The organism is Sphingomonas elodea ATCC 31461 (genome assembly GCF_000226955.1).
Taxonomy (GTDB): Bacteria; Pseudomonadota; Alphaproteobacteria; order Sphingomonadales; family Sphingomonadaceae; genus Sphingomonas; species Sphingomonas elodea.
Genome location: NZ_AGFU01000061.1, coordinates 32696 through 58951, shown reverse-complemented (window position 1 = coordinate 58951; position 26256 = coordinate 32696). Strand labels below are relative to the sequence as shown.

Annotated in this window: 25 protein-coding genes; 13 read left to right on the top strand and 12 right to left on the bottom strand. The window is 67.5% G+C overall.

What is annotated here, in order from left to right:
- Positions 1-8 precede the first annotated feature (8 nt).
- Positions 9-1382 (bottom strand): cryptochrome/photolyase family protein, encoded by a 1374-nt coding sequence (locus KK7_RS0115610; RefSeq protein ID WP_010545586.1) that lies wholly within the window; start codon positions 1380-1382, stop codon positions 9-11.
- A 113-nt stretch (positions 1383-1495) separates the two neighbouring features.
- On the opposite strand from KK7_RS0115610, the gene KK7_RS0115605 reads away from it, so the two are divergent.
- Positions 1496-2380 carry a diacylglycerol/lipid kinase family protein gene (locus KK7_RS0115605; RefSeq protein ID WP_010545585.1) on the top strand — a complete coding sequence of 295 codons (885 nt, stop codon included), beginning with the start codon at positions 1496-1498 and terminating at the stop codon, positions 2378-2380.
- A gap of 37 nt (positions 2381-2417) precedes the next feature.
- Here the strand turns inward: KK7_RS0115605 and KK7_RS0115600 are convergent, their stop codons facing one another.
- The 3 genes from KK7_RS0115600 to KK7_RS0115590 all read right to left on the bottom strand — a co-directional run bounded on the left by KK7_RS0115600 (position 2418) and on the right by KK7_RS0115590 (position 7952).
- Complete coding sequence (locus KK7_RS0115600) at positions 2418-5102, bottom strand: valine--tRNA ligase (RefSeq protein ID WP_010545584.1); 2685 nt, start codon at positions 5100-5102, stop codon at positions 2418-2420.
- Positions 5103-5166: 64 nt separating this feature from the next.
- The gene (locus tag KK7_RS0115595; protein ID WP_010545583.1) at positions 5167-5520 is read right to left on the bottom strand and encodes a response regulator; all 354 of its coding nucleotides are present in this window, start codon (positions 5518-5520) and stop codon (positions 5167-5169) included.
- Positions 5521-5561: 41 nt separating this feature from the next.
- Complete coding sequence (locus tag KK7_RS0115590; RefSeq protein ID WP_010545582.1) at positions 5562-7952, bottom strand: hybrid sensor histidine kinase/response regulator; 2391 nt, start codon at positions 7950-7952, stop codon at positions 5562-5564.
- A 339-nt stretch (positions 7953-8291) separates the two neighbouring features.
- Here KK7_RS0115590 and KK7_RS0115585 point away from each other — a divergent pair, with 339 nt between their 5' ends.
- A complete protein-coding gene (locus KK7_RS0115585) occupies positions 8292-9572 on the top strand; it encodes a hypothetical protein (protein ID WP_010545581.1) in 1281 nt (426 codons plus the stop codon).
- Between the two features lie 19 nt (positions 9573-9591).
- On the opposite strand, the gene KK7_RS0115580 is transcribed toward KK7_RS0115585, so the two are convergent.
- The 3 genes from KK7_RS0115580 to dapA all read right to left on the bottom strand — a co-directional run bounded on the left by KK7_RS0115580 (position 9592) and on the right by dapA (position 11573).
- Positions 9592-10140: a DUF2062 domain-containing protein gene (locus KK7_RS0115580; RefSeq protein WP_010545580.1), complete on the bottom strand. Its 549-nt coding sequence runs from the start codon at positions 10138-10140 to the stop codon at positions 9592-9594.
- 1 nt (position 10141) lies between these two features.
- A complete protein-coding gene (gene smpB, locus KK7_RS0115575; RefSeq protein WP_010545579.1) occupies positions 10142-10624 on the bottom strand; it encodes an SsrA-binding protein SmpB in 483 nt (160 codons plus the stop codon).
- Between the two features lie 67 nt (positions 10625-10691).
- The gene (gene dapA, locus KK7_RS0115570) at positions 10692-11573 is read right to left on the bottom strand and encodes a 4-hydroxy-tetrahydrodipicolinate synthase (RefSeq protein WP_010545578.1); all 882 of its coding nucleotides are present in this window, start codon (positions 11571-11573) and stop codon (positions 10692-10694) included.
- A 71-nt stretch (positions 11574-11644) separates the two neighbouring features.
- Here dapA and KK7_RS0115565 point away from each other — a divergent pair, with 71 nt between their 5' ends.
- The 3 genes from KK7_RS0115565 to KK7_RS0115555 all read left to right on the top strand — a co-directional run bounded on the left by KK7_RS0115565 (position 11645) and on the right by KK7_RS0115555 (position 14524).
- On the top strand, positions 11645-13636 hold the full coding sequence (locus tag KK7_RS0115565; protein ID WP_029623337.1) for a lytic transglycosylase domain-containing protein: 1992 nt from the start codon (positions 11645-11647) through the stop codon (positions 13634-13636).
- Positions 13637-13650: 14 nt separating this feature from the next.
- Positions 13651-14130 carry a transcription elongation factor GreB gene (gene greB, locus KK7_RS0115560; RefSeq protein WP_010545576.1) on the top strand — a complete coding sequence of 160 codons (480 nt, stop codon included), beginning with the start codon at positions 13651-13653 and terminating at the stop codon, positions 14128-14130.
- Between the two features lie 115 nt (positions 14131-14245).
- A complete protein-coding gene (locus KK7_RS0115555; protein ID WP_029623336.1) occupies positions 14246-14524 on the top strand; it encodes an acylphosphatase in 279 nt (92 codons plus the stop codon).
- Positions 14525-14539: 15 nt separating this feature from the next.
- Here the strand turns inward: KK7_RS0115555 and KK7_RS0115550 are convergent, their stop codons facing one another.
- The gene (locus KK7_RS0115550) at positions 14540-15205 is read right to left on the bottom strand and encodes a DUF3108 domain-containing protein (protein ID WP_010545574.1); all 666 of its coding nucleotides are present in this window, start codon (positions 15203-15205) and stop codon (positions 14540-14542) included.
- Positions 15206-15306: 101 nt separating this feature from the next.
- Positions 15307-16986 carry an energy-dependent translational throttle protein EttA gene (gene ettA, locus KK7_RS0115545; protein WP_010545573.1) on the bottom strand — a complete coding sequence of 560 codons (1680 nt, stop codon included), beginning with the start codon at positions 16984-16986 and terminating at the stop codon, positions 15307-15309.
- Positions 16987-17123: 137 nt separating this feature from the next.
- Here ettA and KK7_RS0115540 point away from each other — a divergent pair, with 137 nt between their 5' ends.
- The 3 genes from KK7_RS0115540 to KK7_RS0115530 all read left to right on the top strand — a co-directional run bounded on the left by KK7_RS0115540 (position 17124) and on the right by KK7_RS0115530 (position 19200).
- Positions 17124-17378, top strand: coding sequence for a hypothetical protein (locus KK7_RS0115540; protein ID WP_010545572.1), 255 nt, complete (start codon positions 17124-17126; stop codon positions 17376-17378).
- A gap of 65 nt (positions 17379-17443) precedes the next feature.
- Positions 17444-18823: a M20/M25/M40 family metallo-hydrolase gene (locus tag KK7_RS0115535; RefSeq protein ID WP_010545571.1), complete on the top strand. Its 1380-nt coding sequence runs from the start codon at positions 17444-17446 to the stop codon at positions 18821-18823.
- Between the two features lie 152 nt (positions 18824-18975).
- Positions 18976-19200 (top strand): hypothetical protein, encoded by a 225-nt coding sequence (locus KK7_RS0115530; protein WP_010545570.1) that lies wholly within the window; start codon positions 18976-18978, stop codon positions 19198-19200.
- Between the two features lie 168 nt (positions 19201-19368).
- Here the strand turns inward: KK7_RS0115530 and KK7_RS0115525 are convergent, their stop codons facing one another.
- On the bottom strand, positions 19369-19956 hold the full coding sequence (locus KK7_RS0115525; protein ID WP_029623335.1) for a PAS domain-containing protein: 588 nt from the start codon (positions 19954-19956) through the stop codon (positions 19369-19371).
- 145 nt (positions 19957-20101) lie between these two features.
- On the opposite strand from KK7_RS0115525, the gene folE reads away from it, so the two are divergent.
- Both folE and KK7_RS0115515 read left to right on the top strand, forming a co-directional pair.
- Positions 20102-20716, top strand: a complete 615-nt coding sequence (gene folE / locus KK7_RS0115520) for a GTP cyclohydrolase I FolE (protein ID WP_010545568.1) — start codon at positions 20102-20104, stop codon at positions 20714-20716.
- Positions 20717-20730: 14 nt separating this feature from the next.
- Entirely contained in the window at positions 20731-21678 is a 948-nt protein-coding gene (locus KK7_RS0115515) for an NAD(P)/FAD-dependent oxidoreductase (RefSeq protein WP_010545567.1), read from the top strand.
- Here KK7_RS0115515 and KK7_RS0115510 read toward each other — a convergent pair.
- Positions 21675-22124, bottom strand: a complete 450-nt coding sequence (locus KK7_RS0115510) for a DUF3429 domain-containing protein (protein WP_010545566.1) — start codon at positions 22122-22124, stop codon at positions 21675-21677. The two genes, KK7_RS0115515 and KK7_RS0115510, sit on opposite strands and share 4 nt — an antisense overlap.
- Positions 22125-22203: 79 nt before the next feature.
- Between KK7_RS0115510 and KK7_RS0115505 the strand changes: the two genes are divergently transcribed.
- The 3 genes from KK7_RS0115505 to KK7_RS0115495 are packed head-to-tail and all read left to right on the top strand — an operon-like array spanning position 22204 to position 25430.
- A complete protein-coding gene (locus tag KK7_RS0115505; protein WP_010545565.1) occupies positions 22204-23745 on the top strand; it encodes a cryptochrome/photolyase family protein in 1542 nt (513 codons plus the stop codon).
- On the top strand, positions 23738-24109 hold the full coding sequence (locus KK7_RS0115500; protein ID WP_051121366.1) for a thiol-disulfide oxidoreductase DCC family protein: 372 nt from the start codon (positions 23738-23740) through the stop codon (positions 24107-24109). Before KK7_RS0115505 ends, KK7_RS0115500 begins: the two co-directional genes overlap by 8 nt.
- Positions 24099-25430: an ABC1 kinase family protein gene (locus KK7_RS0115495; RefSeq protein WP_010545563.1), complete on the top strand. Its 1332-nt coding sequence runs from the start codon at positions 24099-24101 to the stop codon at positions 25428-25430. The genes KK7_RS0115500 and KK7_RS0115495 overlap by 11 nt, the downstream gene beginning before the upstream one ends.
- Here the strand turns inward: KK7_RS0115495 and KK7_RS0115490 are convergent.
- Positions 25424-26140, bottom strand: a complete 717-nt coding sequence (locus tag KK7_RS0115490) for an SDR family NAD(P)-dependent oxidoreductase (protein ID WP_010545562.1) — start codon at positions 26138-26140, stop codon at positions 25424-25426. The two genes, KK7_RS0115495 and KK7_RS0115490, sit on opposite strands and share 7 nt — an antisense overlap.
- Between the last annotated feature and the right edge of the window lie 116 nt (positions 26141-26256).

Below are 26256 nucleotides of genomic sequence, written 5' to 3'. Positions count from 1 at the left end.
GCAAGCCCTCAGCCGATCGCCCGGCCTGCGGCAAGCGCGCGTTCGCGGCCATCACGATGGCTGATGCGCTTGCGCGGATAGTCGCGCGGGCGGCATCCCGCCTCCTCGGGATCGTGGATCGCGGCATCAGGCAGCTTGGCCAGTTCCGGCACCCAGTGGCGGATATAGCCCGCCGCGTCGAACTTCTCGGACTGGGAGAGCGGTGCCATCACCCGGCTCCACTGGCTGGAGTCGACGCCCGAGCCCGACACCCATTGCCAGTTCACCGCGTTGCTGCCGTAATCGGCATCGACCAGCGTGTCCCAGAACCAGCGCTCGCCCTCGCGCCAGTCGATCAGCAGGTGCTTGATCAGGAAGCTGGCCGCGATCATCCGGACGCGATTGTGCATCCAGCCGGTCGCCCAGAGCTGGCGCATGCCGGCATCGACGATCGGATAGCCGGTCTGGCCCCGCTGCCAGGCGCGGAGATCCGCCTCGGCCTCCTTGCCGCTGCGCCATGCCATCGCGTCGAAGGAGGGGCGGCCGTTCTTCGCGGCATAGTCCGGAAACTGGCAGATCAGATTCTGCGCGAAGTCCCGCCAGCCCAGCTCGCGCAGATATTCCTCCACCTGCCCGCCGGCGTCCTCCAGCGCGTGCCACACCTGCGCGGGCGAGACCTCACCGAAATGCAGGTGCGGCGACAGGCGCGAACTGCCCTCGATCGAGGGCAGGTTGCGGGTGTCGTCGTAGCGCGCGGCATGGTCCTTGAACCGGCGCAGTCGCTTGTGCGCCCCCGCCTCGCCCGGCTCCCATTCCGCGCGGAAGCCCTCCGCCCAATCGGGTTTGGTGGGCAGCAGCTTCCAGTCGTCCAGCGCGTCGCTCGCCGGCCATGTGGCGGGCGCGGCGATGCGCGCCGGCGCCCGGAGCGGCGGGGCCGGCGGCAGACGATCGCGCAAGCTGCGCCAGAACGGCGTGAAGATCCTGTACGGCGTCCCCGCCCCGCTCGTCACCGCGCCCGGGGGCAGCAGGTAATTGCCGTCATGGCAGCAGAGCGTCAGCCGCTTCGCGACGGCGCGCTCGGCATTGCGCCACCAGGGCTCGTAATGGCGGATGCAGTGGACGGTGGCCGCACCGACCTCCTCGGCCAGCCTGGCGAGTTCCTCGTCGCTCTTGCCGCGGCGCAGGATCAGCCGCGAGCCCTTCTCGCGCAGGTCGGCATCGAGCGACGCCAGGCTGTGGTGCAGCCACCAGCGCGAGGCGCCGCCCATCGCGCGATGCTTCGCGGTCTCGTCGTCGAGCACATAGACCGGGATAACCGTGCCGGCCGCGAGCGCGGCGGCGAGTGCGGGCTGATCGGCGAGCCGGAGATCGCGACGAAACCAGAGAAGGACGGGGGCGGACATGCCGCCACAAACGCACAAGGTCCGTCGCTGGCGACCTGTCCCGAGGAACAGGGGCGAGGGACCCGATCGGCAAAACCATGCGTTACGGACCCGTCATCATTCAAGGGGTCCCCATGTCATTCCGTTCGGCGGCGATGATCGTCAATACCAAGTCCCGCCATGGTCAGGACTTCTTCGACCGCGCCTGTGCGCGGTTCCACGGCCAGGCGATGCAGGTCGATGCCCATGCTGTCGACAACCCGGACGAACTGGAAGCGACGCTCGCCAAGGCACTGGCGAAGAAGCCGGAGCTGGTGATCCTGGGCGGCGGCGACGGCACGATCAGCGGGCTGGTCGACAAGCTGGTCGGCAAGGGCGTGACGCTCGGCGTGCTGCCGCTGGGCACCGCCAACAGCTTCGCCCGCTCGCTGGGCATCCCGCTGGACGTGGACGGCGCGGTGGACGCGATCCTGCAGGGGCATCCGAAACGCATCGACCTGGGCATGATCAACGACGATTATTACGCCAGCACCGCCGCGATCGGCCTCTCGCCGCAGATCGCGAAGACGGTGCCGCACAAGGTGAAGCGCTGGTTCGGCCGGATGGGCTATCTCGGCTGGGCCTCGCTCCAGTTCCTGAAGTTCAAGCCGTTCACCGTGATCGTCGGCGAAGGCGCCGATGCCCAGCGATTGCGCGCGGTGGAGGTGCGGATCTCCAACGGCCCCTTCCATGGCGGGACCGAACTGGTCGACGAGGCCGGAATCGCCTCGGGCGAGATCGTGGTGCAGGTGGTGAAGGGCCATGTGAAGTCGCGACTGGTGCGCAACTGGGCGGCCTCGATCCTGCGGCTGGAGGCGCGCAAGGACGATACCGTCGCCTTCCGCGGGCAATCGCTCCGCGTCGCCACCGAACCCCCGCTGCCGATCTCGATCGACGGCGAGGTGCTGGCCATGACGCCGGTGATGGCGAAGGTGGCGCCCGCGGTGATCGACGTGATGGTGCCCGCCGACGCCGCCTGACGGGACGAACGCCCCGGTTTGCGCCGGGGCGTTCGCTTTAACCCAGCCGCGCCAGCGCCGCCGAAAGCCGCTCGGCTTCGGCCGCCTTTTCGGCATGATCGGCCCGCGCCTTCTCGACCGCTTCGGGCTTGGCGCGTTCGACGAAGCTCGGATTGCCGAGCCGGCCGGCCAAGCCGTCGCGCTCCTTCTCGGCCGCCGCGATCGCCTTGGTCAGGCGGGCACGCTCGGCCTCGAGGTCGACCACGTCGCCGAGCGGCATCACGAAGGTAGCCTCATCGACGACGAGCTGAAGCGCCCCGCCCGCCGGTGCATCGCCCTGCGCCTGATCGACGCGGCCGAGACGGGCAAGCGCCGCTTCCTGCCCGATCAGACGGGCGGCCGTCTCGGCGGACGCATCGCGGACGTGCAGCGGCAGCCGCGCGCCCGGCGGCACGTTGAGCTCGGTACGGGCCGCGCGGATCTCGCTCACCAGCCGGATCAGCCAGTCGATCTCCTGCGCCGCCGACGGATCGAGCGCGCGGGCATCGGCCATCGGCCATTTGGCGACGATCAGGTCATGCTCGCGCGGGCCCATCTTCGACCACAGCTCTTCGGTGATGAAGGGCATGAACGGGTGGAGCATCACGAGGATCTGGTCGAGCGCCCAGCCTGCGACGGCGCGGGTTTCCTCCGCCTGGGCGGCGGCAACGCCCTCGCCCTGCAGCACCGGCTTGATCAGTTCCAGATACCAGTCGCAGAAGCGGCTCCAGACGAACTGGTAGATGCAGTTCGCCGCCTCGTCGAAGCGCAGGTCCGCCAGCGCGAGGTCCAGCGCCTGCACCGTCGCGATGGTTTCGGCGATGATCCAGCGGTTTACCGCGAGTTCCGCAGTCGGTGCCTCAAGAGACTTGGAGGCAGCGATGCCGTTGGCCTGGCAGAAGCGTGCGGCGTTCCACAGCTTGGTCGCGAAGTTGCGATAGCCCTCCAGCCGCTTCTCATCCATCTTGATGTCACGGCCCTGGCTCTCCATCGCCGCCATGAAGAAGCGCAGCGCATCGGCGCCGTATTTGTCGATCATCCCCAGCGGATCGACCGTGTTGCCCTTGGACTTGGACATCTTCTGGCCGTCGGCTGCGCGGACAAGACCATGGAGATACAGGGTCTTGAACGGCACCTCTTTCATGAAGTGCAAGCCCTGCATCATCATCCGCGCATCCCAGAAGAACAGGATGTCGAAGCCCGAAATGAGCACGTCGTTCGAATAGCGCCCGCCGAGCGTCGGGTCGCTGTTCTCCGGCCAGCCGAGCGTCGCGAACGGCCACAGCGCCGAGGAGAACCAGGTGTCGAGCACGTCGGGATCGCGGGTGAGCGCAACGCCCTCTCCAGCCTCAGCCTGCGCCTCTTCCTCGGTCTCGGCGACGTAGGGCTTGCCCTCGGCATCGAACCACGCCGGGATCCGGTGCCCCCACCAGAGCTGGCGACTGACGCACCAGGGCTGGATGTTCTCCATCCAGTTGAAATAGGTCTTTTCCCAGCTCTTCGGCACGATCTTGGTCGCGCCCGAACGCACGGCCTCGATCGCCGGCTTGGCGAGGGTGGCGGCGTCGACATACCATTGATCGGTCAGCCACGGCTCGATCACCTGGCCCGAGCGGTCGCCATAGGGCGTCTGGATGGTGCGCGGCTCGGCGTCGTGCTCGGCGCCTTCCTTGTCGGTCCACGGTACGAGGAAGCCCTCGTCCTTCAGCCGCGCGACGATCACCTTGCGCGCCTCGAACCGGTCGAGCCCGATCAGTTCGGCGGGCACCAGCCCGTCCTGCGTCTGGCAGATCGCGGCCTTGGCATCGAGCATGTTGAGCATCTCGCCGGCTTTAATACCAGCGCGAACACCCACCTCGAAGTCGTTGAAATCATGACCCGGCGTAATCTTCACCGCGCCCGAGCCGAGTTCCGGATCGGCATGCTCGTCGCCGACGATCGGGATCAGGCGGTCGGTGATCGGCAGGCGCACCTGCTTGCCGATCAGCGCCTTGTAGCGTTCGTCCTCGGGATGCACGGCGACCGCCATGTCGGCCAGCATCGTCTCCGGCCGCGTCGTCGCGACCTGGATGTAGCCCGAGCCGTCCGCCAGCGGATAGCGCAGGTGCCAGAAATTGCCGCGGACCTCCTTGGTCTCGACCTCGAGGTCCGAGATCGCGGTACCGAGGCCCGGATCCCAGTTCACCAGCCTTTTGTCGCGGTAGACCAGGCCCTGGCGGTAGAGCTCGACGAACACCTTGAGGACGGCCTTGGAAAAGCCCTCGTCCATGGTGAAGCGCTCGTTCGCCCAGTCCATCGAGCAGCCGAGCCGGCGCAGCTGGCGCGTGATCTGCCCCCCGCTCTCCGCCTTCCATTCCCACACCTTGTCGACGAACGCCTCGCGGGTGAAGTCGGTGCGCTTGCTACCGGCCGCGTTGAGCTGGCGCTCGACCACCATCTGCGTGGCGATGCCGGCATGATCGGTGCCGACCACCCAGCGCGCGTCCTTGCCCTTCAGCCGCGCATGGCGGACCAGGATGTCCTGCAGCGTGTTGTCGAGCGCGTGGCCGATGTGCAGGCTGCCCGTCACATTGGGCGGCGGGTTGACGATCGTCCAGGGCTCGGCGCCGGTGCGCTCGGGGCGGAACAGGCCTTCGTCTTCCCAATGGGCGTACCAGCGGGATTCGATTTCGGCGGGGTCGAAGGTCTTGGGGAGTTCGGTCATGGTGCAGGGGCTTTAGCGTCGCCCCTGCCCTGCGCACAACCCTTGGCCGTCCACTCAAATCAGCTCAGCTGAGCGTGCTGAGTACCTTGTCGACGCGGTCGAGGGTGAACGGCTTGGAAAGCACCGGACGATCGCGGTGGAGCGGCGCGATGCTGTCGTCCGCGCCGCCGGTCGCCAGCACGAACGGAATGCCGAGTTCGGCCAGCTTGTCCGCCACCGGCCAGCTCTGCTCGCCGCCGCGCAGGTTCACGTCCAGGATCGCGGCGTCGATGCCGCCCGCGCCGATGCGATCGAGCGCCTCGGCCACGGTATCGGCGGTGCCGGCCGCCACCCGGTTCAGCGCGTCGAGGAAATCCTCGAGCATCATGGCGATCAATGGTTCGTCTTCGACGATGAGAATGTTCCGCGGACCCTGCATATAGCCCCCTTTTGCAGGAAAAATGGTTTCGTGCCAAGCACTTATTTGGCCACCAGGATCTCCTGAACCGCTTCTGCAAGTTGTTGCACAGAAAAGGGTTTCGGCAGAAAGGCGACATTGTCGAGATCGATCGAGCGCCGTAATTGTTCCTCGGCATAGCCAGACATGAACAGGATCGGCAGGTCGGGCCAGCGTTCGCGAACCTTGCGGGCCATGCTGGGGCCGTCCATCACCGGCATGACCACATCGGAGACGAGCAAGTCGGGCTTGTCCATCGTCTCGATCGTTTCAAGCGCGACTTCGCCATTCTCGGCGGTGACGACCGAATAGCCTTGGCGACTGAGCGCGCGTTCGGCGATGGCGCGGACCATATCTTCGTCCTCCACCACCAGGATGGTGCCGGTGCCCCACAGGTCGGCCGGCTTTTCCTTGGTGACCGGCAGCTTGGCGACCGCCGCCTCGGGCGCGGCATGGACCGGCAGATAGATGGTGAAGGCCGCGCCCGCACCGGGGACGTTCTCGGCGAAGATATAGCCGCCCGACTGCTTGATGATGCCGTAGACGGTCGACAGGCCAAGGCCGGTGCCCTTGCCGACTTCCTTGGTGGTGAAGAACGGCTCCCAGATTTTGGGCAGGATCTCGGGCGGGATGCCCGTGCCGGTGTCGGAGATGCGCAGCGCCGTATAGTCGCCCACCGGCAGCACGTCGTCCTCCATCCGCCGGACCTCGGCGGCGGAGACCGCCAACGTCTCGATGGTAAGCGAGCCGCCGCCGCTTGGGTTCTTGCTGAGCATCGCGTCGCGCGCATTGACCGCGAGGTTGACCACCACCTGCTCGAGCTGGCCCGGGTCTGCCCGCACCGGTCCCAGGTTGCGGCCATGCTTGACGTCGAGCGACACCGTCTCGCCGAGCAGCCGCTTCAGCAGGTTGGAGACTTCGGAAATGATGTCCGGCAGCTGCAGCACCTGCGGACGGAGCGTCTGCTGGCGCGAGAAGGCGAGCAGCTGGCGGGTCAGGCTGGCTGCGCGGTTCGAGTTGGCGCGGATCTGCTGGATGTCGTCATAATCGCTGTCGCCGGGCGAATGGCGCATCAGCATCAGGTCGCAGTGCCCGATGATCGCAGTGAGGATGTTGTTGAAATCGTGCGCAACGCCGCCGGCGAGCTGGCCCACCGCCTGCATCTTGGTCGCCTGGGCGATCTGGCGCTTGAGCTTGCCCTCCTCGCCGGAATCGCGAAGGCTGAGGAGCACGGCGGCGTCGCCGAGGCCCCGCGCGCCGGCGATGGTGATCGCCACCGGCTCTTCGGACACGTCCTTCAGGCGCACGGTGATTTCGAGCGACTGCGGCGCGCCGCCGGCGAACCGGCGCACGGCATCGGCCAGCGTCGCCTTGTCCTCGCGCACGACGAGGTCGCCCGGATACAGCGGCGGCGCGGCGGAATTGACGCGCGCGGTGCGGACGAACGCGTCGTTCATCATCAGGAAGCGGCCGTCGCGATCGATGAGCGCAAGGCCCGTCGGCAGGATCGAGATCAACGAGCGGACATGGTGGGAAGCGCTGCCGCCCAGCGCGGGGCTCGCGATCACCGCCGGCTCCTCGTCGAGCAGCGCCACCAGCAGCGGGGCCTCGTCGCCTTCCAGGAACGGGATTTGCAGCACGCGCAGCGGCGTACCCTCGATGCCCTCACGCTCGAAGCGGACCTGGCCGACCGAATCGGTGATCAGCAACCGGGCGAAATCACGCCCGTCGGCAATCATATCAGCGCTGCCCAGCGCACGGTGGCGGAAGACGCGGTTGGCCGAACGGATGCGGCCATCCGGCGCCACCAGCACCACCATCACCCCGGCCCCGCCAAGCCGGTCGCCGGTCTGGCCCGCGAGCAGCCCCTGCACCTGCACCGCCAGATCGAGTGCGTGAATGCCGATGAACCGCCAGACGAGCGATTCATCCCCCACCCGCGCGACGCGGACGGCCACCTGCGCGCCGAACACCTGCACGTCGCCGCAGCGGCTTTCGCCGTCCCGCCAGGCGGCACGTGCACAGGCGCCGAGCGCGCGATTGCCTTCTTCGCCGATCGGAAGGTTGGGCGGAGTCGGCCAGCCGCCGAACAGCGCCTCATAGCGGGAATTGGCGCAAACCAACCGGCCGCTGCGATCGGTCACGGCGAGGGCGTCATCGCTGGCGGAGGCAAGCGCATGGGCGATCGCCCAGTCCGTATACCGCTCCACCGTCATGGGCGTGCGAAACAACCGGGCGCTGGCGAGCATCAATCCGGCGGCGAGCACCGCAGCGCCGAGAAAGCCGGCGGCGACGGTGCGGTCGCCGATACTCAGCAGGATCACGCCCGCCGCGAGGACGCCGGTGACCACCACCGCCGCGAGCGGCAGCAGCAGGGACGGTTTTGGCAGCTCGGCATCGGGCAGACTGGCCATGAGCCACCGTTGTTCGGTCGCTGCCTCAGCGTCAAGCGGCGATCGCTCCGGCAAGCGTGCGGGAACGATACTCGCCGCCCGCCGCTGCGATTGTGCAAGGCCCTTGCGCTCTTCGTCACCGTGCGGGAGCGTTGCTGGCGCCGCATCGCGAGGCAACTTCGCCCCACGATGGCCGCAAGACGATGCAAAGTATACCGGCGGGCCGCTTGTGCGTCGCGCCAAATATCCGTTGTGAAACGATTATGAACCAATCTCCGCCACACCCGCGCCTCCCGATCGCGTAAATGTCGCAATCGAGATCTTGCATCTCTGAAAGGACAATAGCGGAGGGGATACATCATGTATGATCTTACCCAGACGAGCTTCTTGTTTTCCGTCTACGCCAATGCTGCCTCGTCGATCGAGGGAACTGCGCCCCAGCTGGCCGGGCTTCTCGGGCTCGCGCTGGACCAGGGCGGAAGCTGGAGTAACGGTACGCAGACCTATGCGGTTCGCGGCCTGCTGAACGAGATCGGCGGGCAGCTGTACGGCGGAGACTGGGAAGTGGCGTGGGGACCCGCCGTCTACCAGCCCGCCAATACGCGGTACGCCGCCAACGCGATGGCCGTGCTCTACAGCAAGGCGCTGGACCTGCATGTTGTCGCTACCGCCGGCACCAACATGGACGACATCTATGACTGGTTCCGCGAGGATTTGCCGCTCGGACCCAACGCAATGGTCGACTTCCCTGTTTCGCTCGCGACCCCCCCGAAGGGCGGCGCCGCCAACGGCACGGTGCCCCAGGTGTCGCTGGGCACGGCGCAGGGCATCTACGACCTGCTCGTCAACATGGTCGACCAGAACGGCGTCACCGTCTCCCTGCTGGACTATCTGTCCGGGCTGACGCCCGGCATCGCGGGAACGTCGACGATCCTGTTCGTCGGCCACAGCCTGGGCGGTGCGCTTTCCGCCACCCTGCCGCTGCAGGTGCTGGCGACGATCAAGGACTGGGCGTGGACGGCACAGGGCGGAAAGGTCGACGCGATGCCCACCGCCGCGCCGACGCCGGGCAACCAGTTGTTCTCGAACCTGTGGGCCAGCCAGCTACAGCCGGTACCGGTGGCCGGCACCGCGGCCGCCAACCAGGTGACGGCACTCAACGTCCCCATCGAGGATGCCGTGGATCTTGTGCCCCACGCCTGGACCAACATCTTCGCCGAGACGCAGGATCCGTCCGATCCCTATTATTTCTTCGACAGCACGCTCATCCCGCCGACGCTGGGCTCGCTGACGGTGAAGCTTGGCGGGCTGCTCGCGCCGCCCGTCGCGCTGGCGGCGCGCGCCGCGCAGCAAAATGGTGAGGGCGCGCTGATTGCGAAGCTGCCGAACGTGCAGCAACTGCAGCCCTCTTTCCCGATTTCCTACTGGAACGCGGCCACGCAGGCCTTTGCGAGCTACAGTCTGCCGCCCGCACCCGTAACGGACATTCCGACCTTCAAGACCATGCTCTTCATGGTCCATGTCTGGCAGTATTTTCAGTTCTTCGGGATCACGACGAGCGCCCTGCCCTATCCGATCACGGCGCAGCAGTCCGGCAAGGCGGCAGCAGGCACCCGCCTCGCCGCGACCGAGCAGGCGTGACCGGTGCGCGGGGCGGAACTCAGACGTTCGCGGCGGTTCCGCTCCGCGCCTGGCGCCGCCGGCGCCATTTGCCGGCAATCCACCAGCGCCACAGCAGCGCGCTGCCGAAATAGCCGAGCACCGCCAGTACCACCGCGATGGTCACCAGCCCGGTGAGCGTCGCGGGACCGGCATCGTGCAGCAGCCAGTCCATCCACGAAGGCACCGCCGCCGACGCTTCCCGCGCAGTCGCCGGGCCGAGGATCCGGCTGCCGATCCAATAGGCCGCCACCCAAAGCGGCGGCGTCGTGAACGGGTTGGTGAAGAAAGTCGTCGCAGCCGCCGCCGGAATGTTCGCCCGCAGCGGAAGTGCCAGCACCGCCGAGGCAGGAATCTGACCCATCGGCACCAGGATGCCGGTCAGCATGCCCAGGGCCACGCCCCGCGGCACCGATCGCCGGGTGAAGCGCCAAAGCGAGGAGTGCATCACACGGCCCGCGACCGGCTTGAGCCAGCGATTGGTCTCGATCGATTCGCGGCTGGGCACCGCCTTGTCCGCCAGGCGCCGCAGGCGGCCCGTCTTCGCCATCTCAGCCGCGGTCCCGGAGGATGCGCGACTGCTCGCGCTTCCAGTCGCGTTCCTTGATGGTTTCGCGCTTGTCATGCGTCTTCTTGCCCTTCGCCAGCGCCAGCTCCACCTTCGCGCGCCCCTTGCCGTTGAAGTACACCGACAGGGGCACCAGCGTCATGCCTTCGCGGGCGACGGCGCCGTGCAGCTTGTTTATCTCGCGCTCGTGAAGGAGCAATTTACGCGGCCGCTTGGCTTCGTGGTTGAAGCGGTTGCCGTGGCTGAATTCGGGAATGTTGGCGTTGACCAGCCACACCGCCTCGTCCTTCACCTCGGCATAGGCCTCGGCGATGGAGCCCTCGCCGAAGCGCAGCGACTTCACCTCGGTTCCGGTCAGCACCAGGCCGGCCTCGTAGGTCTGCTCGATGAAATAATCGAAGCGCGCGCGCCGGTTCTCGGCGACGGTCTTCACTTTGTCGAAGGTTGCGGGACGCGGACGGGCCATAAGAGCGCGGGATGTAGGGAGGGACAGGCCGGAGCGCCAGCCGTTTGTTGGCGCCCCGGTCCGTTCGTCAGAGCAGGCCGGCGAATTCCAGCGCCGCATCGACGGCCTTGCGGCTCGCCTCGCCCGCCTCGGTCATCGGCAGGCGGAGTTCCTGCGGGAAGCCGGGACGCACCCGGCCCATGGCGTACTTCACCGGCCCGGGCGAGGCATCGGTGAACATCGCGATGTGGAGCGGATACAGCCTGTCGTGGAGCGCCAGCGCCTTGGCGGTGTCGCCGGCTGCCCAGGCCGCCTGGAAATCGGCGCACAGCTTCGGCGCGACGTTCGCCGTCACCGACACGCAGCCGACGCCGCCCATCGCGTTGAAGGCGAGCGCCGTCTCGTCATTGCCCGAGAGCTGGACGAAGCCGGTGCCGCAACCGGCGCGCTGCTCGGACACCCGACTGAGGTTGCCGGTCGCGTCCTTCACGCCGACGAAGGTTTCCGGGAAGGCCTGCACGATCCGCGCCATCGTCGCCGGCTGGATGTCGGTCACGGTGCGGCCGGGCACGTTGTAGAGCACGATCGGCAGGTCGGTCGCCTCGGCCACGGCGGCGAAGTGCCGGAAGATGCCCTCCTGGCTGGGGCGGTTATAATAGGGCGGCACCATCAGCGCGGCGTCGGCGCCAGCATCCTTGGCGGCGTGAACATTGTCGATCGCCACCTTGGTGTCGTTCGAGCCCGCCCCGGCAAGGATCTTCACCCGGCCTTTCGCCTGGTCGGCGCAGACCCGCACGATGTGGAAATGCTCGTCCTTGGGCATGGTAGCGGCCTCGCCGGTGGTGCCGCAGGGCACCAGCGCGGCGGAGCCTTCGCCGATCTGCCATTCGACGAGCGCGCGGAAATCCTCCTCCGCGAACGCGCCGCTACGGAACGGCGTCACCAGCGCAGGAATCGATCCAGAAAACATCGCGCGGAATCATCCTCTTTTTCGGTAGAAACGGGGTGGCAGATACGGTGTGATCTCCTATCATGTCCAGCATGGTCGGTACGGTAGTCAAAGGCGCGTTGTTGTTCGCCGGCGTTTCGGGACTGGCTGCTTCCTCGCAGGTGACCCCTGCGATGCTGGCGGCGCTGGCAAACGGCGTCGTGCCGCAAGCGCAGGCACAATATGATCCGGTGAGCAGCGCGATCGTCGAATGGAATCGCCTGCGACAATCGGACAACTACGCCTTTTCCGATTATGCCAATTTCCTGCTCGCCCATCCCGGCTGGCCGGGCGAGAAGAGCCGGCGCGCCGCCGCCGAGACGATCCTCGACAGTGGCGCGACGATGCCGGACCTGGCCGTCCGCTTCTTCACCCGCTTCCCGCCGATCACACCGGCCGGGCGCCTCCGCTATGCCGAGGCGCTGGCCGCGACCGGACGCCGCGCCGAGGCGGAGGACCAGGCCCGCCGGGCGTGGCGTGCGGGCATGCTGCGTGGCAGCGACGAGAGCCGGCTGCTCGCCAGCTTCGGCGCCGCGCTGCGCCCGATGGATCACGACGCGCGCGAGGACATGCTGCTCTGGCAGGGTGCCACCAGCATCGCGACCCGCCAGCTCGCCTATACCTCGCCCGAGCGCCGGCCGGTGTTCGAGGCGCGGATCGCCTATCGCACCAACGCCGCCGACGCCGCGACAAGGGCCGGCATCGCCGAGCTGCGCGGCCAGTCCGACCCCGGATACGTCGCCGACCGCGCACGCTGGCTGCGCGAGAACGGCCAGACCCCGGCGATGCGCGCCTATCTGGCCCAGCCGCGCCGGCTGACCGGCTATCCGGGCGACCTGGAGAAATGGTACGAAGTGCTGCTCACCGCCGCGCGCGGTGCCGCGGCCGACGGCCAGTACGACCTTGCCTACCGCATCGCCTCGCAAGTGGACGACGGTATCCCGCCGGGTACCGACATCAGCGACATGCCGCTGGGCGAGCGGGACGATTATACCAGCCTCACCTGGCTGGCCGGCACGGTGGCGCTCTACAATCTCGGCCGGCCCGCCGATGCGGTCGGCATGTTCGATCGCTACGGCCGCGGCTCCAAGACGCCGCAGACCCAGTCCAAGGGCCTGTACTGGGCGGGCCGCGCCGCCGAGGCGGCGGGCAACCGCGCGCTCGCGCAGACCTATTACACCCGCGCCGGCGGCTATCCGGATCTGTTCTACGGCCAGCTCGCGGTGGAACGGATCGGCCGGCCGCTCAAGGGTCCGCCGGACCTGAGCGGCAAGAGCGCCGCTCCCGCCGTCCGCACGGCCTTCTATGCGCGCGAGGTGGTGCGCGCTGCCCAGCTGCTCGGCCAGATGGGCAACCGGATGGACCAGAGCCTGTTCCTCCGCCAGATCGCGCAGGACGCGACGACCGATGACGATCATCTGCTCGCCGCCGAGCTGAGCCGCACGCTCGGCCGGCCGGACCTTGGCGTGATGGTGGGCCGCAGCGCGCTGCAGAACGGCCTCTCTTCCTACACCGCCGCCGGCTATCCCTCGGTGAAGATCCCGGAGGGCCAGCGCGATTACTGGACGATCATCCACGCCATCGCGCGGCAGGAAAGCCAGTTCAACCGCGACGCGGTGAGCCATGCCGGTGCGCGCGGCCTGATGCAGCTGATGCCGGGCACGGCGCGCGAAGTCGCCTCCAAGCTGGGCATGAGCTACGACGCGAGCGCGCTCAATGCCGATACCGATTACAATATCGAGCTTGGCTCCAGCTATTTCCAGAAGCTGCTCGTCCGCTACGGCAATTGCTATCCGTTGGCGGTGGCGGCGTACAATGCCGGGCCGGGCAATGTGAACAAGTGGCTGGCGGCCTACGGCGATCCGCGCATGCCCGGCGGCGACATGGTCCGCTGGATCGAGCAGATCCCGATCTTCGAGACGAAGAACTACGTCCAGCGCGTGCTGGAAAATGCGGTGGTGTATGACCTGCTGAACCCGCCCCATGCGCGCAGCCCCGGTCCGGCCAATCTCAGCTGGTATCTGGGCAAGACCCAGCCGGGCTGATAGCGCGCGGACCCATGTCCGATCGTCCAAACTACATCACCCCCGCCGGCTATGCCGCGCTCAAGGCCGAATATGATCAGCTGTTCGGGCAGGAACGGCCCAAGCTGGTCGACACCATTTCCTGGGCGGCGGGCAATGGCGATCGCTCCGAGAACGGCGACTATATCTACGGCCGCAAGCGGCTGCGCGAGATCGATCGGCGGCTGGGCTTCCTGGCCCGCCGCATGAAGGCCGCGAAGGTCGTCGATCCGACCCGGCAGGAGGATCGCAGCGGCGTGTTCTTCGGCGCCACCGTGACGATCGCCGACGAGGACGACAACCACCGCACCCTCACCCTGGTCGGCGACGACGAGGCCGATGCCGGCAAGGGGCTGGTCGGCTGGAACGCGCCGCTCGCCCGCGCGCTGCGCGGCGCCCGGGTGGGCGATCTGCGCCGGGTGAACCTGCCCGCGGGCGAACGGGAATATGAGGTGATGACAATCACCTATCCCTGACGCGGCGGGGGCTGCCCGGGCTGCGGCGAACCGTGCGCGCGCCCCGATGCCGATCTGTGCCAGACTGCTACAGATACAGGTGGCCCGGATGGTCGGGCGGGTACAAAGGGAGCGTATGGCGCAGCAACGAATCCTGGTTTCGGGTCGGGTACAGGGGGTGGGTTATCGCGACTGGGTGGTGCGCACCGCGCAGCGCGGCGGCCTGACCGGATGGGTGCGCAACCTGCGCGACGGCCGCGTCGAGGTTCTCGCCGCGGGCGAAGACACCGCGCTGGCATTGTTCGTGGAGGCGTGCCGCGAAGGGCCGCCGCTCTCGCGCGTCGAGCATGTCGAGAGCGAGGCGGTGCCCGAGGACAAGGCGCACAAGGGCTTCACCAAACGCTTTACCGCCTGAGCGGCGGCTCGGCGCTCAGGGCTCCACCAGCGCGCTGCAGTCGCCGCCCAGGCGCTGGCCGAACATCGGGCTTTCCGTGCCCAGTTCCTCGGCCGGCTTCTTCCCGATCTGGTAGCGCACCGTGCGGCCGTCGCCGGCGTCCGCCTCGACGATCCAGGCCGCGCGCCCGGCCACCTCGGCAGTGCCGACGACCTTCAGCAGGAAGCGGCCGAGCCCCTTGTCATACTGGTAATAGGGAAGTTCGTAGGAACCGCCCTCGGCCAGCGGCAGAGCGGCGAAAGTGAGCCCCCAGAGATTTCCATCCCACACCGCGCCGGGCGCAGTGATGCGGGTCGGCGTCTGACCTGCCTTGGTCGTCTCAATAGCGCTTCCGTCATAGCGGACCCGGACATGTTCCGCGCCATTGCGACGACTGTCCATCGAAAGAGGTCGCAGGTCGGCGCGGCGCAACACGAAATGGTCGCGCATGTCGAAGCGGCCGTCGCCGACGCGCTGGTGGACGATCACGTCCCACACCGGCACCCCGCCCTCATTCGCAGCGCGAACCCGCTGCCAGGTCTGGCCGATCGGCTTGTCGCCGCGCGTGAGGGTGTAGCAGCTGCTTCCCTCCTGCAGCTTCGTGCCATCGGGCACGACCGCATCCGGCAGCGGCAGGGCCAGCAGCAGCATCCATCCCGGCATTCTACGCCTCCCCTCGAATGGGAGTCCGTACTATATCAATAATACACCAATGGCAAAAGAAACGCCGGGGGCGCCCTGCGGCACCACCCGGCGTACTGCAATCAGCGCGTCAGCTTCTTGTAGGCCAGCGCGGTGGGACGATCGGCGGCGTCGCCCAGGCGGCGGCGCTTGTCTTCCTCATAGGCTTCGAAATTGCCCTCGAACCATTCGACATGGCTGTTGCCCTCGAAGGCGAGGATGTGGGTGGCGAGACGATCGAGGAAGAAGCGATCGTGGCTGATCACCACGGCGCAGCCCGCGAAATTCTCGATCGCCTCTTCCAGCGCGCCCAGCGTTTCGACGTCGAGGTCGTTGGTCGGCTCGTCGAGCAGCAGCACGTTGCCGCCGCGCTTCAGCATCTTGGCGATGTTGACGCGGTTGCGCTCACCGCCCGAAAGCTTGCCGACGATCTTCTGCTGGTCCGCACCCTTGAAGTTGAACGCGCCGACATAGGCGCGCGTCGACATGTCGTGGCCGTTGACCTTCATGTAATCGAGGCCGTCCGAGATTTCCTGCCAGACGTTCTTGCTGTCGTCGAGATGATCGCGGCTCTGGTCGACATAGCCGAGACGCACCGTCGAGCCGATGTCGATCTCGCCCGAATCCGGCGTTTCCTGGCCGGTGAGCAGCTTGAACAGCGTCGACTTGCCTGCGCCGTTCGGCCCGATCACGCCGACGATGCCGCCCGGCGGCAGCATGAACGAGAGGTTCTCGAACAGCAGCTTGTCGCCATAGGCCTTGGAGATGTTCTTGGCCTCGATCACCTTGCCGCCCAGGCGCTCGGGCACCTGGATGACGATCTGGGCCTTGCCCGGCGTGCGGTTTTCCTGGCTGGCGACCAGCTGCTCGAACTTGGCGATACGCGCCTTCGACTTGGTCTGGCGGGCTTTGGCGCCCTGCCGGATCCACTCCAGCTCGTCCCGAATCGCCTTCTGGCGGCCGGTGGCCTCGCGGTCTTCCTGCTCGAGGCGCTTGGCCTTCTTCTCGAGATAGGTCGAGTAGTTGCCCTCGTACGGGAAATACTTGCCGCGGTCGATCTCGAGGATCCAGCCGACCACATTGTCGAGGAAGTAGCGGTCGTGGGTGATCATCAGCACCGCGCCGGCATATTCCTTGAGGTGGTTTTCCAGCCAGTTGACGCTTTCGGCATCGAGATGGTTGGTCGGCTCGTCGAGCAGCAGGATCGACGGCTTCTGGATCAGCAGGCGGGTGAGCGCGATGCGGCGCTTTTCACCGCCCGAGAGGTTCTCGACCGGCCAGTCGGACGGCGGACAGCGCAGCGCTTCCATCGCGACTTCGAGCTGGTTGTCGAGCGTCCAGCCGTCGACCGCGTCGATCTTGGCCTGAAGGTCGCCCATCTCCTCCATCAGCGCGTCGAAATCGGTATCGTCCTTGGGATCGCCCATCTCGGCCGAGATGGCGTTGAAGCGATCGACCATGTCCGCCACTTCGCGCGCGCCGTCCTTGACGTTTTCGAGCACGGTCTTGGTGGGATCGAGCTGCGGCTCCTGCGGCAGATAGCCGACGGTGATGTTCTCGCCCGGCCATGCCTCGCCGGCGAAATCCTTGTCGATGCCCGCCATGATCTTCATCAGCGTCGACTTACCCGCGCCGTTCGGGCCCACGATGCCGATCTTGGCGCCCTGGTAGAATTGCAGGTTGATGTTGTTGAGCACCGGCTTGGGGGCCCCGGGGAAGGTCTTGGTCATGTCCTTCATGACGAAGGCGTACTGCGCAGCCACGGTGGCGGATCTCCGTTGCGAGAATTCTGGATGCTGGAAAGGTCGTGCGGCATGTAGCGATGCGGGCCCGGCTTGGCAACGCGGGGGCTGCGGTTCGCCCAGCTTGCGCGGCACGGCAATCCGTGGAAGCTGTCGCCATGGCATATCGCAATAAGCGCCCGATAAACTCGGGCGTGGCACTCGGGCTCATGCTGGCCATTCCTGCAGTACTGGCCTGGTGCGCCTTCGTGTACCTCGGCACCGTGCTCGTCTGCGGAGACCCCGAGGCAAATTGTACGAGCCCGCTGCTGGCGCTGATCGAGGGGTTCGGGGCGATCGCCGCGTCCGCCACGGCACTGGGCTGGCTGCTGAACCGCTTTCTGCGACTGGCCGAACGACTGCGCAGGCGTTGAACGACCATTTCTCGTCGCATTCGAATCGCGTTGCAATCGGTCCGTCTCTGGTTAGCATCCGCAGCATGACCAAGCGCCTCCTGCTTGCGGCCGCTGCCGCGCTCGCCCTGCCCCTCCCCGCCTTCGCCCAGACCGCAGCCCAGGTGGCGAGCGTGCGCGACGCCGCGCTCAAGGACGATGTCGCTTGGGACGTGGTGGAGGGGCTCACCACCGAGGTCGGCCAGCGCCTCGCCGCCACGGAGGCGGAGGCCCGTGCGCGTGCCTGGGGCGTGCAGAAGCTCACCGCTCTCGGCTTCAAGAACGTCCATGTCGAAACCTACCGCATGCCGGTCTGGGTGCGCGGCGCCGAAACCGCGGAAGTGCTTGGGCCGTCGGCGCAGAAGCTGACCATCGCCGCGCTCGGCTATTCGGGCTCGACCGGCGCGCAGCCGCTGGAAGCGGACGTCGTCTATTTCGCCTCGCTCGCCGAGCTCCAGGCAGCTCCCGTCGGCAGCCTGAAGGGCAAGATCGCCTTTATCGACCATGCGATGGTGCCGACGCAGGACGGTTCGCAATATGGCTATTACGGCGCCGTTCGCCGTGCCGGGCCGAGCATCGCCGCGACCAAGGGAGCGGCGGCCGTGCTGATCCGCTCGATCGGCACCGATCATCATCGCAACCCGCATACCGGCGTCACCACCTGGGCCAAGGGCGTCTCGCCGATCGCCGCCGCCGCGCTGTCGGTGCCCGATGCCGAGCAGCTGCTCCGGCTCGTCAAGCGCGGCCCGGTGAAGCTGCGCCTGACCGTCACGCCGCAATTCAAGGGCGAGGCGGAATCCGGCAACGTCATCGCCGATATCCCCGGCAGCGACCCCAAGGCGGGCATCATCGTCGTCGGCGGCCATCTCGACAGCTGGGACCTCGGCACCGGCGCGATCGACGACGGCGCGGGCGTGGCGATCACCACCGCAGCGGCGCTCCAGGCGGCCAAGCTCGGCCAGCCCCGCCGCACCATCCGCGTCGTGTGGTTCGGCGCGGAGGAAGTCGGCGGCTTTGGCGGCAAGGCCTATGCCGCAGCACATGGCGGCGAACGCCATGTGCTGGCGATGGAATCCGATTTCGGCGCCGATCGCGTCTGGAAGTTCGACACCAACCTGCCGGAAAGCGCCAAGGCGATCGGCGATCGCCTGGAGACAGCGCTCTACCCGCTGGGGATCGAGCGCGGCCGCGCCAAGGCGCATGGCGGCACCGACGTAGAGCCGATCCTGGCGCTAGGCGTCGGCACGATCGGCCTCGAGCAGGACGGGCTCCGCTATTTCGATCTGCACCACACGCCGGACGACACGCTGGACAAGATCGATCCCGCCCAGCTTCGCCAGAACGTCGCCGCCTGGGCGGCCATGCTGGCGATCGCCGCCAACGCCGCCGAGGATATCGCGCCGGTGCCCTCCGAAAAGGGCGAGTGACCGTCCGTCCCGAATTCGGGCGGAAACATGGCAAAGCTGGGGCGGGTCGGCCTATTTGCGTTTGACGGCATGCCTGTCCTGCCCCATGCAACGGGTTCGGACAGGCGGCTCGGTTCGCCTGCGCAACAATGGAATGGATTGGGAGCACCCGGATGACCAAGCTTCGCCTGATGGCCGCGGCAGCCCTGCTGACGCCGCTCGCGGCGTGTGGCGGCGGCGAAGCCAACATGGCGGACGGCGCGAACTTCGCGCCGGAGGCCAATGCGATGATCTACCAGAACGACGCCGAGGATCGCGCCAATGCGGAGGCAGAAGCGATGATCGGCAACGCCACGCCGGAAGAGGGCGTGGACGCGCCTGCTGCCAACGGCAACTGACCGGCCGCCGCACGGGGCCGGGCCGGATCGGGGCGTCTTCCCAGCGGAGGGCGCCCCTTCTTCTTGTGCGGCAAGGCAAGGGCGCCGTTACGCCCCGCCATCAGGCCAAGCGGATCGGCACGGCCGGGCACGCCTGATCGGCGACCCGCCAGCGCCGTTGCAGATGGCTCAGTAGCCCGCTTCGATCGCCATTCGCACCGCGTCGGCCGCGGTGCGCACGCCGAGCGCCTTGAACATCGCCGCCCGGTGCATCTTGATCGTGCGCTCGGTCAGGCCGAGGTCGTAGGCGATCTGCTTGTTGAGCTTGCCGGCCGCCATCGCGATCAGCACCGCGCGCTGCCGAGGCGACAGCGCGTCGATCTTGTCCCGGGCGATGGTCGCGCGGTGGGCGGTGCCCTCCTTCGGCCCCTCCACTTCCATCTGCGAGCCGAGAAAATATTCGAGCTCGCCATCCTCGCCGAAAATCGGCGCAACCAGCACCGCATTGCGGAACGGCGTGCCGTCCTTCTTGTAATTGAGGATCTCCACCATCACCGGCCGCTTCTCGCGGACGCCGGCGCTCAGTGCCTCGCTGAGCCACGGCTCCGTCTTGTCGCCCGACAGGAACCGGCAGTTGCGGCCGACGATTTCGTCGCGCTGATAGCCGGTGAGGGCGATGAACGCCTCGTTGCAGTCGATGATGGGGTTGTCCGGCAGGCGGGGGTTGCTGAGTACCGCGGCGACGGCACTTCCGGCGATCATGTCGGTCAATGGCATTGGTCGGCTTTCTGCATCCTTATGGGGTCGCGCAAGCGGATACCCTTTTGTCCATGTTCCCGGTTTCAGCCGGGCTCCTCATGTGGAGGACACTCGATGCCGGCGTGCCAAGCAAACGCTGCCGGTGAAACGAAAGGTAGGCCCGATGAACTTCTTCTGCAACGACATAGAACGGGCCGACAACGAATCTGGGCACGAAATGGTGCCCGAGGAAGTACAGGAGGCCGTTCGCACCCTGCTCCGCTGGGTAGGGGAAGATCCGGAACGCGAGGGGCTGGTCGATACGCCGAAGCGCCACGCCAAGGCGTGGCGGGAATATTGCGCCGGCTACGAGGAAGATCCCGGCATGCATCTCGCCCGCACCTTCGAGGAGGTTGCCGGCTATGACGAGATCGTCCTGCTGAAAGATATTCCGTTCCAGTCGCACTGCGAACACCACCTCGCGCCGATCACTGGAAAGGCTTCCATCGCCTATCTTCCCAAGGACCGTGTGGTCGGCATTTCGAAGCTTGCCCGCGTCCTCCATGGCTATGCGCGTCGCCTGCAGATTCAGGAGCGCCTGACCGCCGAGATCGCCCAGTCGATCTGGGAACATCTGAAGCCGGCCGGGGTCGCCGTGGTGATCGAGGCGCAGCATGGCTGCATGACCGGGCGTGGGGTGAAGACGCACGGTGTCAACATGGTAACCAGCCGGATGCTGGGCTGCTTCCTCGAGGATCGCAGCAGCCGTGCCGAACTCATGTCGCTGATGGGCTATTGAACGGGATCGTTGCGATGGACGTGGTGATCCTCGGCGCCGGTATTGCAGGGCTGGCTTGTGCCGATCAGTTGCGGGCCGCCGGCCACCAGGTGACGCTGTTCGACAAGGGCCGCGGGCCCGGCGGGCGGATGTCCACCCGGCGGGTCGAGCTGGACGGCGAACAGCTCCAGTTCGATCATGGTGCGCAGTATTTCACCGTCCGCGACGATCGCTTTCGCCGCCAGGTGCAGGACTGGCAGACCCAGGGCGTTGCCAGCCCGTGGCAGGAAGCCGGGCCCGATGCCTGGGTCGGCACGCCTGCGATGAACGCGCCCGTGCGCCGCATGGCGGAGACGCACCGCGTGCATTTCCGCCACCATGTCGTGGCGCTGACCCGCGACATCGCCGGCTGGCACGTGCGGCTTCAGGAAGGGCAGCACGGCCCCTATGACGCCGCAATCGTGGCACTGCCGGCGGAGCAGGCCGCCGCGTTCCTCGGCTCGCACGACCTAATGATGGCCGCCGACGCCATGGCCGCGCGGTCCCAGCCGTGCTGGACGGCGATGATGGCCTTCGAGAACCGCGTGCCGATCGCCGCCGACAGCATCCGCCAGCATGGCATCATCGGCTGGGCCGCGCGCGACGGCGCAAAGCCGGGTCGCCACGACGGCGAAACCTGGGTGGTGCAGGCGCATGGCTCCTGGTCCGCCCTCCACCTCGAGGATACGCCGGAAGCGGTCGCGCAGGCGCTGCTCGATGCGCTGCTGGTGCATGCGGACGGGCCGGTGCCGCCGGTCCGCTATCTCGCGGCACATCGCTGGCGCTTCGCGATGACGCCCGGCGTCGATAAGGGAGCCCTGTGGAACGGCGCGCTGCGGCTCGGTGCCTGTGGCGACTGGCTGCAGGGTCCGCGCGTCGAGCTGGCCTGGCTTTCCGGCCATCGGCTCGGCGCGATGATCGGCAGCGCGGCGGAAGCGGCCTAAAGCATCGCCAGCGCGAGCGTGAGAAGGCCGAGCCCGGTGGACAGCTGCACACGCAGCGCAATCCAGCCGGGCACGGCGCCCATGCTCCGCTGCAGCACCAGATCGACCAGCGGGGACGCCAGGATTGCGGCGCCCAGCACCGGCAACGCCTGCGCCGTGGTCCAGCCCATGCGCTGGAGAAGCAGCAGCCCCCAGCCGATCAGCGACGGAAGCACCGCAACGCCGAACAGCCATGCCGAGCCGCGGGCATGCGCGATCCCCTGCCCCCACCACAGCCCTCCGAGAAAGCTGTAGATCAGTGCCGCGTAGCCGAAGCCGATCTCCAGCAGCAACGCGCGGTGCATTGGCAGAAGGAACAGGCCCGCGGCACAGCCGACCAGCGGCAGCAGCCCGGCATAGCCGAGCAGGCGGACGGCGGGGGCAAGCGGGGCCGGTGCGGTTTCCATGGATGCGGCATCGCCCGCGCCCTGCCGCCTCTCAACCTGTCCGAAAAGACATCGCGCCCCGGTTCGCCCCCTGCCCCACATGCTGGCCATGCCCCGCCTCATCCTCCTGCTCGGCGACCAGCTGAGCACCGACCTTTCCTCGCTGGCCGAGGCGGACCCGCGCGAGGATGTCGTCTTGATGGCGGAGGTCGCAGCGGAGGCGACCTATGTTCCGCACCACCGGAAGAAGCTCGCCTTCGTCTTTGCCGCCATGCGCCATTTCGCCGAGGAACTGCGGTCGGCGGGTTGGCAGGTGCGCTACACGACGCTCGAGGATCCCGAGAACAGCGGCAGCCTGACGGGCGAGATCGAGCGGGCTCGCGCGGACCTGATGGTGGACGAGGTTCTCTGCACCGAGCCGGGCGAGTGGCGATTGCGCCAGGCATTGGCCGCCGTCCCCGGCCTAACCCTGCTGCCGGACACGCGCTTCCTGATCGATCCGGAGGGGTTTCGCGCTTGGGCGCAGGGTCGCCGCACGCTGCGGATGGAATATTTCTATCGCGACATGCGCCGCCGTAGCCGCCTGCTGATGGAAGGAGACAAACCCGCGGGCGGCGAGTGGAACTACGACCATGACAATCGCGGCACCCCGCCCCCCGGCACCAGCGCGCCGCCGCTGCCGGCGTTCGAACCGGATACGATCACGCTCGAGGTGCTCGACCTGGTCGAGCGGCGCTTCCCCGACAATTTCGGTGACCTCCGTCCCTTCGCGCTCGCCGTCACCCGCGCCGACGCCGAGAAGGCGCGCGACCATTTCCTCGCCCATGCCCTGCCCCGTTTCGGCGACTATCAGGACGCGATGCGCCGCGGCGAACCGGTGCTGTTCCACGCGCACCTCGCCCTCTATCTGAACATCGGCCTGCTCGACCCGCTGGACCTGTGCCGCCGCGCGGAGGCCGAATGGCGCGCCGGACGGGTGCCGATCAACTCCGCGGAGGGCTTCATCCGGCAGATCCTCGGCTGGCGCGAATATGTGCGGGGCATCTACTGGCTCCACATGCCCCGCTATGCGGATGCCAATGCGCTGGAGGCCCGTCGCCCGCTCCCCGACTTCTACTGGACCGCCGAGACCGACATGGCCTGCGTGCGCGACGCGGTGGAGCAGACCCGCGCCCATGCCTATGCCCACCATATCCAGCGGCTGATGGTCACCGGCAATTTCGCGCTGCTGGCAGGTATCGACCCCTATCTGGTGCATGTCTGGTACATGGCGGTCTATGCCGATGCCTATGAATGGGTGGAGATGCCCAACACCATCGGCATGGCGCTGTTCGCCGATGGCGGGATCATGGGCTCCAAGCCCTATGCGGCCAGCGGCGCCTATATCGACCGGATGTCCGATTACTGCGCCGGCTGCCGCTACAAGGTGAAGTTGAAGGCGGGTCCGGACGCCTGCCCGTTCAACTATCTCTATTGGGATTTCATCGACCGCCACCGCGAGCGCTTCGTCCGCAACCAGCGAATGGGCCCGATCGTCCGCAACCTTGATCGCATGACCGCCGAACGCAAGGCGGAGATCCGGACCGATTCCGCCCGCTTCCTCGACGCGCTGATCCCAGCTGGGAGCCGCTGGAATGGTTGAGCCGCTCACCGTCTGGTACGATGGCGGCTGCCCGTTATGTACGCGGGAGATCGCACTGATGCGCCGGCTGGACCGGCGCAGCGCCCTCCGCTTCGTCGATGTCAGCGATGGCGCCGCCACCTGCCCGCGGGATCGGGCCGACCTGCTCGCCCGTTTCCATGTCAGCGACGCCCGCGGGCGGTTCTACAGCGGCGCGGCCGCCTTCGCGGCGATGTGGCGCGCTGTCCCCCTGCTGCGCCCCTTGGGGCTGCTGGCACTGCTGCCGGGCATGACCTGGATCCTCGAACGGCTATATCGTGCTTTCTTGCGCGTTCGGCCATCACTCCAGCGCTGGATGCGCGAAAGGGAACGGCATGGCGGATGACAATGCATATGACGGGCGCGCCCGCGCCGTCCCGAAGGGTCGCCTTTCACGCTTCGGCGTGATGGGCCGTCTCGCCGGGGGCGTTGCCGGCAACGTGCTGGCGGAAGGAGCCAAGCGCCTTGTCGCCGGTGAGCGCCCGCAACTGCGCGACCTCGTGCTCACCCCCGGCAACGTCGCCCGCGCGACCGAGCAGCTGGCGCAGCTGCGTGGTGCGGCGATGAAGCTCGGGCAGATGCTCTCGCTCGACGCCGGCGACGTGTTGCCCGACGAGCTGACCCAGATCCTCGCCCGGCTGCGCGACCGCGCCCACCACATGCCGCCCGCCCAGCTCCAGCAGGTGCTGGCCAAGGAATGGGGTGCCGACTGGCGCCGCCGCTTCGCGCTGTTCGAGGCGCATCCGATGGCCGCCGCATCGATCGGCCAGGTTCACCGCGCCCGGCTGCCCGACGGGCGGATGCTCGCGATCAAGGTCCAGTATCCCGGCGTCCGCGAGAGCATCGACGCCGATGTCGACAATGTCGCGACCCTCCTCCGCCTCTCGGGCCTGCTGCCCAAGGGCCTCGACATCGCGCCCCTGCTCGGCGAGGCCAAGCGCCAGCTCCACGACGAGGCGGACTATGTCCGCGAGGCCGCGATGATGACGCGCTATGCCGATCATCTCGCCGGCGACGACCGCTATCTGGTGCCGCGCCCGGTTCCTGAGCTCTCCACGGTCAATGTCCTTGCGATGGACTATATCGCCGCCAAGCCGATCGAGACGCTGGAGGCCGCCGGCGAGGACGAGCGCAACCGTGTGACCACCGCGCTGATCGATCTGGTGCTGCGCGAGGTATTCGACTTCGCCTTCATCCAGACCGATCCCAATTTCGCCAACTATCGCTACCAACCCGAAAGCGGCCGACTGGTGCTGCTCGATTTCGGCGCTGCGATGCCCGTTTCGGCTGATATCGCCGAAGGATATCACAGCCTTCTGCAAGCGGGACTGAACAGCGACACCGCCGCGGTGCGCACAGCCGCGCTGGACCTGGGCTTCTTCAGTCAGGCCGCACTGGATCGCCACCCCGCGGTGATCGACCGGATGATCGGACTTATCCTCGAGCAGACCGACCGTGCCGACGACTTCGACTTCGGCGACCGCAGCTTCCTCCAGGCGGTACGCGGCGAAGGCATGCAGATGGTGGAGGACCGCGCCGTCTGGCATGTGCCGCCGGCCAACACGCTGTTCGTCCAGCGCAAGATCAGCGGCATGGCGCTGCTCGCGGCTCGGCTGAAGGCGCGGGTGGGGCTACGCGGCCTCGTCGCGTCGCGGCTCGCTCAATAGGGGACGGGCGCGCCGTCCCAAGCGAAGATCCCGCCCGACTCCGCAGGACTCAGATTGCTGATGACGTCCAGTAGATATCCGGCACTAACCTCTGGTGAGAATAGCTTTTCCGGCGCAACGCCACGCTGGAACGGCGCGGAAAGCCCGGTATCGACCGTCCCGGGGTGCAAGCCTGCGACGATCGCAAGCGGGTGCGTCCGCCGCAGCTCGATCGCCAGCGTGACCAGCAGCATGTTGAGCGCCGCCTTGGAGGCACGGTAGCTGTGCCAGCCGCCCAGTCGGTTGTCCGCGATCGAGCCCACCCGCGCGGAAAGCGCCGCGAACACCGCCCGGCGGTCACGCGGCAGCAGCGGCAGAAAATGCTTGGCGATCAGCGCCGGTCCGATCGTGTTGATCGCGAACAGCTCCGCCATCGCCGCCCCATCCAGCGCACGATAGGCCTTTTCGGGTGCCGGCCCGCCGGCGCGGTGGAGCATCCCCGTGCCAACGAAGACCAGATCAACCGGCCTATCGACGCCGGCGGCGGCCGCGGCGATGCTCGCCTCGTCGGTCAGGTCGAAGGCAAAGGGCACCAGACGCGCATCGGTCTGCGGGAGCGGCGCGCGGCTTCCCAGATACAGCCGCTCGACGCCGGAATCCTCGGCCAGCCGCGCCGCCACGGCCGCGCCGATTCCGCCCGATGCGCCGAAGATCACCGCCCGCAATGCCATCGCATCCTCCTCGCTTCCGATGAGGCTTTCGGCGCTACGGCATGCCGCGACAACCTGTCCTGCGGGCCGCGGCTGAGGCCGTGCGTTGTGCAGATGCGACAGCCTGCCCTTTTTGC

What these genes read in the sequence shown, in the direction of transcription:
- KK7_RS0115610 (WP_010545586.1), bottom strand. Translation starts at nt 1,382, where the DNA reads ATGTCCGCCCCCGTCCTTCTCTGGTTTCGTCGCGATCTCCGGCTCGCC.
- KK7_RS0115605 (WP_010545585.1), top strand. Translation starts at nt 1,496, where the DNA reads ATGTCATTCCGTTCGGCGGCGATGATCGTCAATACCAAGTCCCGCCAT.
- KK7_RS0115600 (WP_010545584.1), bottom strand. Translation starts at nt 5,102, where the DNA reads ATGACCGAACTCCCCAAGACCTTCGACCCCGCCGAAATCGAATCCCGC.
- KK7_RS0115595 (WP_010545583.1), bottom strand. Translation starts at nt 5,520, where the DNA reads ATGCAGGGTCCGCGGAACATTCTCATCGTCGAAGACGAACCATTGATC.
- KK7_RS0115590 (WP_010545582.1), bottom strand. Translation starts at nt 7,952, where the DNA reads ATGGCCAGTCTGCCCGATGCCGAGCTGCCAAAACCGTCCCTGCTGCTG.
- KK7_RS0115585 (WP_010545581.1), top strand. Translation starts at nt 8,292, where the DNA reads ATGTATGATCTTACCCAGACGAGCTTCTTGTTTTCCGTCTACGCCAAT.
- KK7_RS0115580 (WP_010545580.1), bottom strand. Translation starts at nt 10,140, where the DNA reads ATGGCGAAGACGGGCCGCCTGCGGCGCCTGGCGGACAAGGCGGTGCCC.
- smpB (WP_010545579.1), bottom strand. Translation starts at nt 10,624, where the DNA reads ATGGCCCGTCCGCGTCCCGCAACCTTCGACAAAGTGAAGACCGTCGCC.
- dapA (WP_010545578.1), bottom strand. Translation starts at nt 11,573, where the DNA reads ATGTTTTCTGGATCGATTCCTGCGCTGGTGACGCCGTTCCGTAGCGGC.
- KK7_RS0115565 (WP_029623337.1), top strand. Translation starts at nt 11,645, where the DNA reads ATGGTCGGTACGGTAGTCAAAGGCGCGTTGTTGTTCGCCGGCGTTTCG.
- greB (WP_010545576.1), top strand. Translation starts at nt 13,651, where the DNA reads ATGTCCGATCGTCCAAACTACATCACCCCCGCCGGCTATGCCGCGCTC.
- KK7_RS0115555 (WP_029623336.1), top strand. Translation starts at nt 14,246, where the DNA reads ATGGCGCAGCAACGAATCCTGGTTTCGGGTCGGGTACAGGGGGTGGGT.
- KK7_RS0115550 (WP_010545574.1), bottom strand. Translation starts at nt 15,205, where the DNA reads ATGCCGGGATGGATGCTGCTGCTGGCCCTGCCGCTGCCGGATGCGGTC.
- KK7_RS0115540 (WP_010545572.1), top strand. Translation starts at nt 17,124, where the DNA reads ATGGCATATCGCAATAAGCGCCCGATAAACTCGGGCGTGGCACTCGGG.
- KK7_RS0115535 (WP_010545571.1), top strand. Translation starts at nt 17,444, where the DNA reads ATGACCAAGCGCCTCCTGCTTGCGGCCGCTGCCGCGCTCGCCCTGCCC.
- KK7_RS0115530 (WP_010545570.1), top strand. Translation starts at nt 18,976, where the DNA reads ATGACCAAGCTTCGCCTGATGGCCGCGGCAGCCCTGCTGACGCCGCTC.
- KK7_RS0115525 (WP_029623335.1), bottom strand. Translation starts at nt 19,956, where the DNA reads ATGCCATTGACCGACATGATCGCCGGAAGTGCCGTCGCCGCGGTACTC.
- folE (WP_010545568.1), top strand. Translation starts at nt 20,102, where the DNA reads ATGAACTTCTTCTGCAACGACATAGAACGGGCCGACAACGAATCTGGG.
- KK7_RS0115515 (WP_010545567.1), top strand. Translation starts at nt 20,731, where the DNA reads ATGGACGTGGTGATCCTCGGCGCCGGTATTGCAGGGCTGGCTTGTGCC.
- KK7_RS0115510 (WP_010545566.1), bottom strand. Translation starts at nt 22,124, where the DNA reads ATGGAAACCGCACCGGCCCCGCTTGCCCCCGCCGTCCGCCTGCTCGGC.
- KK7_RS0115505 (WP_010545565.1), top strand. Translation starts at nt 22,204, where the DNA reads ATGCTGGCCATGCCCCGCCTCATCCTCCTGCTCGGCGACCAGCTGAGC.
- KK7_RS0115500 (WP_051121366.1), top strand. Translation starts at nt 23,738, where the DNA reads ATGGTTGAGCCGCTCACCGTCTGGTACGATGGCGGCTGCCCGTTATGT.
- KK7_RS0115495 (WP_010545563.1), top strand. Translation starts at nt 24,099, where the DNA reads ATGGCGGATGACAATGCATATGACGGGCGCGCCCGCGCCGTCCCGAAG.
- KK7_RS0115490 (WP_010545562.1), bottom strand. Translation starts at nt 26,140, where the DNA reads ATGGCATTGCGGGCGGTGATCTTCGGCGCATCGGGCGGAATCGGCGCG.